The 12,409-nt window shown below is 75.4% G+C and carries 8 protein-coding genes and 3 tRNA genes; 3 read left to right on the forward strand and 8 right to left on the reverse strand.

Annotated features, from left to right (window positions below; genetic code table 11):
* Window positions 1-635: 635 nt before the first annotated feature.
* From ACWDRR_RS17645 to ACWDRR_RS17655, 3 genes are all read right to left on the reverse strand, one after another.
* A tRNA-Arg gene (locus tag ACWDRR_RS17645) sits at window positions 636-711 on the reverse strand.
* A gap of 32 nt (window positions 712-743) precedes the next feature.
* Window positions 744-819 (reverse strand) — tRNA-Arg (locus ACWDRR_RS17650).
* Window positions 820-980: 161 nt separating this feature from the next.
* Window positions 981-1,074: transfer RNA gene (locus tag ACWDRR_RS17655), tRNA-Ser, on the reverse strand.
* A 178-nt stretch (window positions 1,075-1,252) separates the two neighbouring features.
* Here ACWDRR_RS17655 and ACWDRR_RS17660 point away from each other — a divergent pair.
* Complete coding sequence (locus ACWDRR_RS17660; protein ID WP_449773085.1) at window positions 1,253-4,939, forward strand: PAS domain-containing protein; 3,687 nt, start codon at window positions 1,253-1,255, stop codon at window positions 4,937-4,939.
* Window positions 4,940-4,999: 60 nt separating this feature from the next.
* On the opposite strand, the gene ACWDRR_RS17665 is transcribed toward ACWDRR_RS17660, so the two are convergent.
* Window positions 5,000-6,661 (reverse strand): long-chain fatty acid--CoA ligase, encoded by a 1,662-nt coding sequence (locus ACWDRR_RS17665; protein ID WP_449773086.1) that lies wholly within the window; start codon window positions 6,659-6,661, stop codon window positions 5,000-5,002.
* 236 nt (window positions 6,662-6,897) lie between these two features.
* On the opposite strand from ACWDRR_RS17665, the gene ACWDRR_RS17670 reads away from it, so the two are divergent.
* Window positions 6,898-7,095, forward strand: coding sequence for a hypothetical protein (locus ACWDRR_RS17670; protein WP_449773087.1), 198 nt, complete (start codon window positions 6,898-6,900; stop codon window positions 7,093-7,095).
* Window positions 7,096-7,174: 79 nt separating this feature from the next.
* Here the strand turns inward: ACWDRR_RS17670 and ACWDRR_RS17675 are convergent, their stop codons facing one another.
* Window positions 7,175-8,446 (reverse strand): hypothetical protein, encoded by a 1,272-nt coding sequence (locus tag ACWDRR_RS17675; RefSeq protein WP_449773088.1) that lies wholly within the window; start codon window positions 8,444-8,446, stop codon window positions 7,175-7,177.
* Window positions 8,447-8,508: 62 nt separating this feature from the next.
* Window positions 8,509-9,387, reverse strand: a complete 879-nt coding sequence (locus ACWDRR_RS17680; RefSeq protein WP_449773089.1) for a DUF1906 domain-containing protein — start codon at window positions 9,385-9,387, stop codon at window positions 8,509-8,511.
* 152 nt (window positions 9,388-9,539) lie between these two features.
* Here ACWDRR_RS17680 and ACWDRR_RS17685 point away from each other — a divergent pair, with 152 nt between their 5' ends.
* Entirely contained in the window at window positions 9,540-10,607 is a 1,068-nt protein-coding gene (locus ACWDRR_RS17685; protein ID WP_449773090.1) for an EamA family transporter, read from the forward strand.
* 102 nt (window positions 10,608-10,709) lie between these two features.
* Here the strand turns inward: ACWDRR_RS17685 and ACWDRR_RS17690 are convergent, their stop codons facing one another.
* Both ACWDRR_RS17690 and ACWDRR_RS17695 read right to left on the reverse strand, forming a co-directional pair.
* Window positions 10,710-11,468, reverse strand: a complete 759-nt coding sequence (locus ACWDRR_RS17690) for a pyridoxine/pyridoxamine 5'-phosphate oxidase (RefSeq protein WP_449773091.1) — start codon at window positions 11,466-11,468, stop codon at window positions 10,710-10,712.
* A 388-nt stretch (window positions 11,469-11,856) separates the two neighbouring features.
* Entirely contained in the window at window positions 11,857-12,186 is a 330-nt protein-coding gene (locus tag ACWDRR_RS17695; protein WP_449773092.1) for a hypothetical protein, read from the reverse strand.
* Window positions 12,187-12,409: the final 223 nt, after the last annotated feature.

Raw genomic sequence — 12,409 nt, forward strand, 5'->3', positions numbered from 1 at the left:
TGCCGGGGTGGGCCGGGCAGTCTGGGCACAAGATCTGACAAAACGGAATCACGATCCTGGGCCGGTAATACTGCGACACCTGCACTATTGGCCGCGTCCCACCCGTTCGGCGGTCATCCGACCGGCAGGAAAGGATGTACCCGAAAGGGATGGATTTCATCCATTAGGCGGCGTATCGCGCGAAATCCCGGGCTCTTCCAACCGGGAGCCACCGAGCGGCACCTGACCATGCGTCGAGCGCTCCCGTTCGAACGGCCGGGGCGCCCGGTGGGGCCGGGGCCCGTGCCCCTGGACCCCGCACGCGTCCCGAGCGGTTTCGCGGCCGCCGGACCCGGCGGCCCCGCCCTCGCCGGGCACTCCGCCGGCGGCTGTTCGAGCGCCGGCCGTGCCGGCCGCCCGCGATCCCTCCGCCGGACGCCCGGGCGGGCGGGCGGCACGGCCGGCGCCCCGGCCACCCACCTCGGCGGGCAGCGACACCCCGGGGGCAACCTGAGCCGGCACCCTGCGGGCCCCGGCCCGCGCCGGGCCGCCCCCGGCCGGGCAGACGGTCACGCCGACGCGACCAGGAGCGGGCGGCGGGCGCTACCGGCCCGGAAAACGAAGAAGCCCCCGGCCGGTGGCCGGGGGCTTCTCGCTGGTGCGCTCAGCAGGATTCGAACCTGCAACCTCTTGATCCGTAGTCAAGTGCTCTATCCGTTGAGCTATGAGCGCAAGTGCCGGGCGGACCCGGTCTTGCGAAGGTTTGGTGCGCTCAGCAGGATTCGAACCTGCAACCTCTTGATCCGTAGTCAAGTGCTCTATCCGTTGAGCTATGAGCGCTCGCCCTGTTGAACGTGTCAGCGGGGCGTTGCGGGGACAACATTACATGACCTGCGACGCGGGGCGAAATCGATTGATCCGGGCCCCCTCGGCGAGGCGCCCCGGCCGGCCCCGGACATGCGAGAAGCCCCGCCGACGTGATCGTCGACGGGGCTCCCGACTGGCGGAGGCTGAGGGATTTGAACCCTCGATGGGCTTTAAGACCCAAACCGCATTAGCAGTGCGGCGCCATAGACCGGACTAGGCGAAGCCTCCCCACACCTGGACCGCGCCCGCGTGGCGGACTCGCTCCGTGTGCCAGTGATGATGCCACAACCCGAGGGCTCGGCACCAACCACCGCCAACGTTACTAGGCGGGTCGTCCCCGCCGCAAAGAAGAATGAGATACTGCCCTCTCCGGAGGAGCTGCCCTGAGCCGAGGAGACCTGTCGACGTGAGCAGCAGGCCGATCCGAGGCGCTGCTCGCCTCGCCGCCATACTCGACGCCCTGCCCGACGCGTTGTTGCTGGTGAACAGCAACGGCACTGTCGTCGATGCCAACAGCGCAGCCGTTCAGGCGCTCCAGACGCCCGGCACCTCGCTGGTCGGCATGGGCGTCCTGGACCTGCTGCCGGAGTTCGACCCGAGCCGGATCCCCGGCTCGATGCGGCCGAAGCCGCGCGAGGACGACGCGCTCGACCGCCCCGTCCGGATGACCGCCCGCCGCACCGACGGCAGCGCCTTCCCGGTCGAGGTCTCCGGCAACGACTTCGCCGACGACGGCGCCGGCTCCGGCGAGGGGCGCGGCTACGCGCTCTCCCCGCTCGTCCCGTACGACCCGTACCGCGAGGGCTCGCGGCCCTCCGGCAGCGACCTGCTCCTGCTGCTGGTCCGCGACCTCTCCAGCCGGCTCGGGGTCGAGGCGGAGCTGCGCCGCCAGCACAAGCAGACCGAGATGATCCTGCGGGCGGCCGCCGAGGGCGTGCTCGGGGTGGACCTCGAAGGCCGCTGCGTGCTGGTCAACCCGGCCGCCGCGCACATCCTGGAGTACCGGGCGAGCGAGCTGGGCGGCCGCGAGCTGCACCCGCTGATCCAGCACTCCCGGGCCGACGGCACCCCGCTGGCGCTGGAGGAGTCCGCGCTGCTGGACACCCTGACCTCCGGGCGCAAGCACCGGGTGCGCGGCACCGTGCTCTGGCGCAAGGACGGCCGACCGGTCACCGTCGACCTCACCACCGCCCCCGTCCGCGACGGCGACCAGCTGGTCGGCGCGGTGATGACCTTCACCGACCGCAGCCGTGAGCTGGCCCTGGTCGCCCGCAACGAACACCTTACCGCCGTCCTGGAGAGCGAGCTGGGCGGCGCCCTGACCGCCCTGCACCGGCGGATCGACGCGCTCGCCGCCGACCCGGCCGGCCAGCTCTGGCCCGAGGCCAACTGGACGCTGCGGCGCCTCGCCGACGAGTGCCGGCGGTTCGGCAAGCTGATCGACGGCGTGCTCGCCCACCAGCGCTCCGAGGCCGGCGGTGACGGCTCGTCGTCCGGCGGCCCCACCGGGGACGACAAGGACGGCGCGAAGCCCGCCGACCGGGTGCCGGTCAGCCTGGACAAGGTGATCCGGCAGGCCGTCGAGCACGCGGGCGAGCTGGTCGGCGCCGGGCGGGTGCGGTTCTCCGTGCACGCAGCCGCCGTCGAGGTGATCGCCGACGAGCAGCGGCTGGCCCAGGCGCTGGCCCACCTGGTCGCCGACGTCAGCGGGGTCGCGCTCTCGCTGGACGCCCCGCCCGCCGTCGCCTCCCCCGGCCTGGCCGCCCCCGGCACCCCCGCGGCGCCCCCGTCCGGTGGCGACGCCCCGATGGTGGTGCTCGCCGCCGCCCAGCGCGGCGACGTCGCCCGGGTGGAGATCCGCGGCCCCGGGCGCGGCGGCAGCCCCGTCCACCTGCCGATAGCCCGCACGGTGGTCGAGCGCCACGGCGGCGTGCTCCAGCCGCACGAGCTGCCCGGCAAGGCCGGCACCACGTACGTCGTCGAGCTGCCGCTGGACCCGGTCGCGGCGAAGGCCGCCGCCGAACGCGCGTCGGCCGAGGGCCGGTCGGACCGGCCCAAGGAGACCGACAGCGCCGTGCTGCCCGATCTGCCGGGCATCCCCCAGCTGCCCGCGGCCCGGCGGGCCGAGGACGACGCCGAGGCGGCACCGGTCGACGGCCCGGCGGCCGGCGAGACGGCCGACCAGACCTCCGCACCGGAGCAGGGGACGAAGGACGAGCCGGCGCAGGCGCGGGTGGCCGAGCGGCGCGGGCGCCGGGGCCGGCCGGCGGCCGAGCCCGCCGCCGCCCCCGAGGCCGACGCGGCCGCTGCTGCCGCCGCCGCCGAACGGTGGCCGAACGCCCCGGCACGGGTCGAGCGGGCCGTCCCCGAGCAGTGGAACGGCACCGGCAACGACCCCGCGTACGGGCGCCAGGGCCTGGGCGGCCCGACCCCCCAGGCGAGCGACCCGTGGGGCAAGGACGACGGCCGCTCCGGCACGGCGTACGCGGTGCCGGTCGACGGCCGCCCCGACGAGCGCGCCGCCGCGCCCGCTCCGACGGCTCCGCGCGGCCCGCTCGCACTCGGGCCCGCCCCCGCACCCACCGACTCCGCTGCCCGGGTTCCGGCCGGTACCCCGGCGGACGGCACTCCCGTCGCCGGTCCCCCGGCGACCGGGGCGCCGGCCGGCGAGGCCGCGGCCGAGGGCGCTCCGACCGGTGCCGAGGCCTTCGGCCGGACCGGCCGGGAGGCCGACGCCGGGGAGGAGCCGAAGCCGTCCCGGCGGCGCCGCGCGCTGCCGGCCAACGAGGACTCGTCCGGTGGGTTCGCGCTCCCCGGCATGCCCGACTCCGCCGCCCCGCTCTACCCCGGCCTGGAGCACGCGCTGCCCGCCGGCCCCGCGCCCGCGGCGCCCGAGCCGGCCGCCGCCGCGCCGACCGGCCGGCGTCGTCGGCTGGCCGTCCCGCCCGGCCCCGACACCGACGCACAGGCCCAGGCACAAGCACAGGCTCAGGGGACGACGCACGGAACGGCCGCGGCCGAGGGAGCCTCCGGCGCGCTGGAGCTCGCCCGGCCCGCGCTGCCCGCCGCCGGGGCGGACGGCCCGGCCACGTCCGGTCCGGACGGTCCGCAGCCGGTCGGCAGCGGCCTGGCCGAGCTCGCTCCGCCGCGCCCGCTCGGCGCTCCGGGCGGCTCCGGACCGGCAGGTCACGGCGGCCCGGGCGAGGCCTTCCCGGCCGCCCCGGTCCCACCGGCCGGCGCACCGCAGCTGCCCGCCGCGCCCGAGGCCCGGCCGGCGCCGCGCCCGATGGCCGAACTCCCCGCCGCCGGTCACGACGACCCCGCCGAGCACCCCGCCCAGGCCCTCCCCGCCGGGGACGGCAGCCCGCGCCGGCTGCTGGTCTGGCCCGAGCCCGACCCGGCCACCCGGCAGGCCCTGCAGGACCGCGGCTACCACCCGGTGATCGTCCGCTCCCGCGAGGAGGTCGACGCCCAGATCGCCGGCTTCCCCGCCGCGCTGTTCGTCGACCCGCTGACCGGCCCGATCACCCGGACCGCGCTGCAGTCGCTGCGCACGGCGGCCCTCAACAGCCGGGTCCCGGTGCTGGTCACCGCCGGCCTCGGCCAGGCCACCCGGGACGCCGCGTACGGCGCCGACCCCGCCGTGCTGCTGCGCGCCCTCGCCCCGCGCGACGGCGAGAACCACGCCCCCCGGGTCCTGCTGGTCGAGGGCGATCCGGACATCGCCGCCGCCCTGATCAGCAGCCTGGAACGGCGCGGCATGCACGTCGAGCACGCGGTGGACGAGAACGACGCCGTCGCCCGCGCCAGCAGCGTGCAGCCGAACCTGGTGGTGATGGACCTCTTCCAGATCCGCCGCCGGCGGGTCGGCCTGCTGGACTGGCTGCGCACCAACGACCGGCTGCACCGCACCCCGCTGGTCGTCTACACCTCGGTCGACCTCGACCCGCGCGAACTGCCCCGGCTGCGCACCGGCGAGACGGTGCTGTTCCTCGCCGAGCGCTCCACCAGCGCGGACGTCCAATCCCGGATCGTCGACCTGCTCGGGCGGATCGGCGCGATGGGCGAGGCGGGCGTCGCGGCCGCCGGCTGACGCGCCCGGGGGCCGGCCACCCGTGGTGACCGGCCCCCGCTCTTCACCGCCGCTCCGCGGCTACTCCTTGCCGAGCACCGTGACGTCCAGCTCGTCGGCCGCGTAGCCGGCCCGGATGACCTTCTTGTCGAACTTGCCGACCGAGGTCTTCGGCACCGTCTCGACGATCGCCCAGCGCTCCGGCAGCTGCCAGGAGGCGACCCGCTCGGCGAGGAACGCCCGCAGGTCCTTCAGCCCGACGGTGGCGCCCGGCCGCAGCACGACGGTGGCCAGCGGGCGCTCGCCCCACTTCTCGTCCGGGACGGCCACCACGGCGGCCTCGGCGACCTCCGGGTGGGCCATCAGGTGGTTCTCCAGGTCCACCGAGGAGATCCACTCGCCGCCGGACTTGATCACGTCCTTGGCCCGGTCGGTCAGCGTCAGGTAGCCGTCCGGGGTGATGGTGCCGACGTCACCGGTGCGCAGCCAGCCGTCCTCGGAGAACTTGTCGTCCGGGCGCTCCGGGTCGTGGCCGGCGCCGCCGTAGTACGCGCCGGCGATCCACGGCCCGCGCACCTCCAACTCGCCCGCCGAGACGCCGTCGTGCGGCATCCGCTCGCCGCCCGGACCGGTCAGCCGGGCCTCGACCGAGGCCGGGAAGACGCCCTGGGTGACCCGGTACGGCCACTCCTCCTCGGCGGTGAGGCCGCCGGGCGGCTGGGCGAAGGCGCCGAGCGGCGAGGTCTCGGTCATGCCCCAGGCGTGCACCACCCGGATGCCGTGCCGCTCGTCGAAGGCCTTCATCAGCGAGGGCGGGCAGGCGGAGCCGCCGATGACCACCATGCGCAGGCTGGAGGTGTCGTAGTCGCCCGCGTCCAGCTCGTCGAGCAGGCCGTTCCAGATGGTCGGCACCGCGGCGCCGACGGTGGGCCGCACCCGGGCGATCATCTCGGCCATCGGCTTCGGCTGGAGGAAGCGGTCCGGCATGAGCAGGCTCGCGCCGGACATGAAGGCGCCGTGCGGGATGCCCCAGGCGTTGACGTGGAACATCGGGACGACCGGCAGCGCGATGTCGCGCGGGGTGAAGGCGAAGTTGTCGCCGGTGTTGACCTGGAGGCCGTGCAGGAAGATCGAGCGGTGGCTGTAGAGCACGCCCTTCGGGTCGCCGGTGGTGCCGGAGGTGTAGCAGAGCACGGCGGCCTGGCGCTCGTCGATGTCGGTCCGCCACGGGTACGTGGTGGGCCGGTCGGCGATCAGCTCCTCGTAGTCGTGCACGCCGCCGGCGAAGCCGGCCAGCACGGACCGGTCGCCGGGGCCGCTGACCACGATGTGCTTGAGCGTGGGGGCGAGTTCCGGGAGGACGGCGGCCAGCAGCGGGAGCACGGTGCCGTTGACGATGATCACGCGGTCGGCGGCGTGGTTGATGATGAACGACAGCTGGACCGCGGGGAGCCGCAGGTTGAGCGTGTGCAGCACGGCCCCCATGGACGGCGCCGCGAGGTACGCCTCCAGGTGCTCGGCGTTGTTCCACATCAGCGTGGCCACCCGGTCGTCCCCGGTCACCCCGAGTTCGTCCCGCAGCGCGTGGGCGAGCTGCGCGGCGCGCGCCCCGACCTCGGCGTACGTCCGGACGAGGGGCCCGGTGCCGTCCCAGGTGGTGACGGTCGACCGCCCGTGGATCGTCGACCCGTGCTCCAAGATCCGGGCGACGGTGAGCGGGACGTCCTGCATCGTGCTGAACACGGGTCCTCCTTGACCTGGCGGCACTGCGGCTGCGACTGCGCGGCTACCGGGTGGCTACCGGGCGGTAATACAGGCAGTCCAGCCCGATTCTGCCTCTCCGCCTGCCCGCTGTCAGCATCACGGACCCGTTGCACCGGTCACGGGTTCGCGGCAGGCGCCGCGGGCTCCGTGGCCGGGCCTTCCGCCGGCTCCGTGGCGGCGGGCCGCGCCGACAGCGGCACGCGATACTGAGGGGCATGAGCGACAGTCATGACGATCGCCGGGTGCAGCCGGAGCCGGCCGGGTTCCGACTGCCGTGTCCGTGCTGTTCCGACGGGGTGCGGACGAGGGCGCGGCTGGGCGTTCGGGCCGACCGGTCGGGCACCGGCCACATCCCGGAGACCTGCCGGGACTGCGACGGGCGCGGCTGGCTGGCGCTCGGCCTCCGGGACTGACCCGCGCCGCCCCGGGCGCAACGGCGGCCGGGGCGAACAGCGCGGCGGGCGGGGCAGACGGCGCGGCGGCCGCGACCGGTCAGGCCTGCCGGTCGGGGCGGTGGAGGCGGACGCAGACCTCGGGTTCCGGCAGGTAGGCCGGGTCCAGGAAGAACCCCTGCTCGGCGGCGACCCGCAGGACGTGCTGGGCACCCGCGCCGCGGTAGGTCGCGAGGTTGACGCGGATCCGCCGGGGGGCCTCGGTGCCTCGGTTGCCCGGGCGGACCTCGCGGGCGACGATGCGGCGCACATGGCGGTCCCAGGCGGCGGCGCTGCCGGAGAACTCCGCCCAGAAGGCACGCGGCCCGACCGCCCAGCGGGCGCCCCAGCGGTCCCAGTAGTCGGGTTCCGGGTGCTTCACCCAGAAGGCCAGCAGGCTGAGCACGCCGCAGACGGGGACGTAGCCGATCTGCAGCACGAACATGAACGGCAGCAGGAGCGCGGACCGGGCCGGGCGCGCACCCCACGGCGTGCCCGGGGCGGCCGGCGGATCCTGCGGGCCCGGCGCGAACACCGCGGCCGGGGCGGGGAACCGCCGGCTGAGCCGGACGCGCGCCAGGTCACCACCGGAGGGCACGCCCTGCCAGCCGTACCGCTCGGCGAGCCGCACCACCCCGGCCGCGCCGAGGCCCCGGTAGAGGCGCACCGCGAGCTTGACGCCCATCGTGCGGCCGAAGTCCGCCCCGACCTCACCGGCACCGGCGGCGTGGCCCGCCTCGGCGGTGCGGATCCGGCGCTCCAGGATCGGGGCCACGTACCGCTCCCAGTCCTCCGCACGGCCGGTGAGCTCGGCCTTGAGGCGACGCGGCGGGATGAAGGTGCGGTTGACCTTCAGCCAGGAGTCGGAGTTGGGCTCGGACGGGCCGCTCGCGCCACTCCAGAGCAGGATCGCGAACAGGGCGGCCAGGGCGGCGATCCAGAGCGGGGCGTAGATCCACTGGAGGGTGAACTGCAGCAGTACGGCGATCCGGCTGCGGCGTGGCCGCGGGCCGGGGAAGGCGCCGTCGAAGGGCGGGGCGGCGGACGACGCGGGCGAGGGCGACGCGGCGGGCGGCCGGGCCGCCGGGACGGGCTGTCCGTACGGGTTGGCCTGTCCGTACGGGCCGCTCTGCGGGTACGGGGTGCCCTGGGTGTACGGGTTGCCCTGGGCGTACGGGTTGCCCTGGGCGTACGGGTTGTCGGCCGGGCTGTACGGGTTCGGCCCGGCGTACGGGCCGCCCTGCGGGTACGGCGTGGGCTGCGGGTACGGCGTGGGCTGCGGGCCGGCTCCGTGTCCGCCCGCTCCGGCGTAGTGCCCCTGACCTTCCGACACGCCCGTCCCCCTCCGTGTGACCAGTCGACGGGACACCCTATCCGGCCGGGGGTTGCGGCCCGTCAGCTCGCCAGCAGGGCGTCCACCCGGTTGCGGTCGACGGTCAGCGTGGCGCCGCCGTACGTCTCCTCGACGTTGCCCCGGTACTGGTGGACGCGCTGTCGGTCCGCCCAGAGGTCGGAGGTGAGGGCGCCGCCGCCGTCGGTGTCGGCGTGGTCGTCCCAGCGGGCGTACCAGAGCGTGTCGGGCAGCGGGGCGCTGCCCGCGCGGGCGGCGGCGGCGAGGTCGGCGATGCCGGAGTCGAGGCTGGAGTAGAAGCCGGACCGGTAGCCGACCGTGTGCAGGGCCTGGGTCCAGCCGAGCACGAAGTCGACGACGGCCTGGCCGCAGGCCGGATCGCGCATCGGGTACGACTCGATGTCCAGGAAGACCGGACTGCCCGTGCCCAGCCCGACGGCCTTGAGCCCGCGGACCGCCTCGGCCGCCTCGTCCCGCCCCTGCTGGACCGCCCGGGCCGGGACGATCCGCTGGGGCTTGCCCTTGAGCTCGCTGCACGGCGCCTGCAGGCCGACGTGGACGGGGAGGAACCGCCAGCCCGTCTCCCGTGCCTGGCGGACCCAGTCGGCGGTGAGCCTCGGCTGGGCGCAGCCGCGCTGGGCACCACTGGTGTAGATGCCGACCGCGCCGTACGGGGAGGCGCCGTGCCAGGCACGGAGGGTGTCGAGCGGGGGCGCGGTGCAGGCGTCGAAGGCCTCGCCGCTGTAGAGGTCGCGGAGCCGCACGGCGGGCGGACCCGACCGGTCGGGCAGGACGGTGGCCCGGATGCGGGGCACGGCGGCGGCCACCGGGGCGGTCGCCTCGGCGCTGACGCCTGCCCCGTCGATCGCGAGCAGGAGCACGAGGGAGGCTGCGGCGAGGGCCGCCGGGCGGAGATAGCGCACCCGGCCTTGATACTGACGGACCATCGGAAGAACACGGCAACCTCGCCGCACGAGCCGGAGAAGCTCACCCTTTCGGCCGCACCCGTCCGCATCCGTCCGCATTTTGGTAACGAGCTTGCCCCCGAGTGACTCCTTACGGCAAACTCGCCATTATGCCCACGTCCCATACCGGCCAAACCATCTCCCCGACGCCGGCCTCCGCCGTCGCCGAGGCCCTTGCCATGCCGCCCGCCCCCAAGGGCGAGCCCGCCGGCGAGCGCGGTGGCTGGCGACGAGACGGGGCCCCCGACCCCGGGCTGCCGCCGAACGCGCAACCCGCCGGGCCGGCCGGCCGGCGGTTCTCGAAGCTCGTGCGGCGCCCGGAGAGAATCCCGGCGCCGCTCTTCTGTCTGGCCGCGATGTTCCTGGTGCAGCTCGGCATCGCCCTCTCCAAGCCGCTGTTCGACCCGCTCGGAGTGAGTGGCACGACCTTCCTGCGGCTCGGGTTCGCGGCGGTGATCCTGCTCGCCGTCACCCGGCCCCGCCTGCGCGGCCGCCGGCCGCGCGACCTCGCCGCCGCCGCGCTGCTCGGGGTGGCGTCCGCCGGGATGACCCTGCTCTTCGCCGGGGCGATCGACCGGCTGCCGATGGGCACCGCCGCCACCATCGAGTTCCTCGGCCCGCTCGCGGTCGCGCTGATCTTCGCCCGCCGGGCCAGCCACCTGGTCTGGGCGCTGCTCGCGGCCGGCGGGGTGGCCCTGCTGACGCTGCTCGGCGAGGGCGGCGGCGGATCGTCGCTCGACCCGGTCGGTCTGGCCTACGCCTTCGGGGCGGCCGCCTGCTACGCCGCGTACATCCTGTTCACCGACAAGGTCGGCGCCGCGTTCCAGGGGTTCCAGGGGCTCGCGGTGTCGATGACGGTCGGCGCGCTGACGCTGGCGCCGTTCGGGCTCGGCCAGGCCTGGGACGGGCTGACCGCGCCCGGTGCCTCGCCGCTGATGCTGCTGCTCGCGGTGGCCGGGGTGTCGCTGCTGCTCCCGGTGATCCCGTACGCGCTGGAGATGACCGCGCTGCGGCGGATGCCGCAGCGGGTGTTCAGCGTCCTGGTGAGCCTGGAGCCGGCGGTCAGCGCGCTGGTCGGTCTGGTGGTGCTGGGCCAGCTGCTCGGCGCGGTGCAGCTGGCCGGTATCGGCTGCGTGGTGGCCGCCAGCGTGGGGGCCACGCTGACCGGGCGGCGCTGACCGCACTGCGGTGACTGCGCCGCGGTGACTGCAGCGCGGTCACCGGGCCGATGGCCCTGGGGCCGGGTGGCCAGGTGGCCGGACCGCCGGACCGGCCGGCCGTTACGGCCAGAGCAGGGTTCGCGACCACTCCGGGGTGCGGACCGGGCCCGTCCGGGTGTAGCGGAGCCGGACGTGGCGGCGGTTCGCGTCGCCCTGCCAGAACTCCACCTCGTGCGCCCAGAGCGTGTAGACGGCGTGCCCGGCCGCGACGGCGTCCGGGGTGGCCTCCAGCCGGCGGCGGGCGACGGCCTCCGCCTCGTCGTACTCGGCCGGGGAGGCCAGCGGCTCGCTCTGCCGGCCGACCAGCGCACCGACCCGGGCTTCCGGGGAGCGGGTGGCGAACTCGGCTGCCGCGACCTGGTCGGCCGCCCGCTCGACCGTGCCGCGGACCCGCACCTGGCGGCCCAGCGGCGGCCAGTAGAGGGTGAGCGCGGCGGCCGGGTGGTCGGCGAGCTGGCGGCCCTTCGGACTGTCGGCGGCGGCCGAGAAGACCCAGCCGGTGCCGGAGGCGTCGACGTCGCGCAGCACCAGTACCCGGGCGTCGGGCAGGCCGTCGGCGTCGACCGTGGAGAGCGTGGCCACCTGCGGGTCCAGCACGCCGGCCGCGAGCGCGGTCGCGAGCCAGTCGACGAAGAGCGGGCCGGGCTCGGTCGGGGCCGACTCGGCGTCGAAGGTCGGCAGCGGGCGGGCCATCGGCGGGCGGCCGAGCAACAGCTCGGGTACGGACCTGGGCTCGGGCCTCGTCCCGGGCCTCGACTCCGACCCCGGGGCAGGCCTGGCCTCGCCCGGACCGTTCAGGCCCTCCTCCTCCGCTGCCATCGCGCCCTTCCTTCCGGTTGCCGCGGCCGCAGCCCCTGGCCGGCCGGCCGCAGGGCCCGGGCGCGGGGTGCGCTGTCGGAGCGCAACCGTACCGCCGACGGGTGACGGTTCCGCGCGCGCCCTGTCCGGGAGCGGGCGCGGGCCCGGCCCGGGGTCCGCCCGGACCCGGCCCGGTCCGTGCCCCCGCGCCGCGCCCCCGCGCCGCGCCCCGAACGCACTCGTGGGCGGTGCCGATGGCGGCACCGCCCACGAGGCCGGTTCGCGGTGACCCTTTCCGCTGCCCGGTTCCGTGCATCGAGTTGTCTCGCTTCGAGCCCCACCGCGAGCACTCAGCTCACTCGCGGTCACCCACCTCCGGCGCCCCCGCCGACGGTGGCACCCGTTCCCGTCAGTTGAAGACCGGGGCGAAGACGATGTTGAAGTTCTTGTTGGACTGGGCGGCCAGGATGGTGCCCGAGTTGTCCTTCACCGCGAGGGTGTTGGCCTGGTTCGAGGCGCCCGAACCGGTGGCCGTCTGCTGGGTGGAGACGTAGTTGCCGTCGACCGAGCCGAAGACGTTGCCCGTCCCGACGTTCGACACCACACCACTGTTGGAACCGTCGTTGGCCAGCGCGCCGTTGTCGGCGGCGGCGGCCCCGGCGCCGGCCAGCAGCAGACCCGCCGCCAGCGGGGCCGCGACCAGAAGACCGGCCAGCCGGCGGTTACGGATGCGAGCCATGAGTGCCTCCAAGAAAGCTGTAAATCGTGCATTGTGTGCGGGAGTTCGTCGGCCAGACGATCACCTGCGGGCTGCGACGCCGAGAGACAGACTTCCGCAACAAATCGACAAAGCACCACCTCGCGGCCCAGTTTTCGCCCGTTAGCGTGATATCCAGGGCGACGGTGAATAACGGGCGCCGCAGCGGACAGTGCCCCGACACACCGGCACTCACCTGCGATTT

It is taken from the genome of Kitasatospora sp. NPDC003701 (assembly GCF_053587085.1).

Excerpts from the sequence above, each read along its gene's own strand:
- ACWDRR_RS17670 (WP_449773087.1), top strand. The coding sequence starts at position 6,898 with ATGAGCGACAGTCATGACGATCGCCGGGTGCAGCCGGAGCCGGCCGGG.
- ACWDRR_RS17685 (WP_449773090.1), top strand. The coding sequence starts at position 9,540 with ATGCCCACGTCCCATACCGGCCAAACCATCTCCCCGACGCCGGCCTCC.
- ACWDRR_RS17690 (WP_449773091.1), bottom strand. The coding sequence starts at position 11,468 with ATGGCAGCGGAGGAGGAGGGCCTGAACGGTCCGGGCGAGGCCAGGCCT.
- ACWDRR_RS17695 (WP_449773092.1), bottom strand. The coding sequence starts at position 12,186 with ATGGCTCGCATCCGTAACCGCCGGCTGGCCGGTCTTCTGGTCGCGGCC.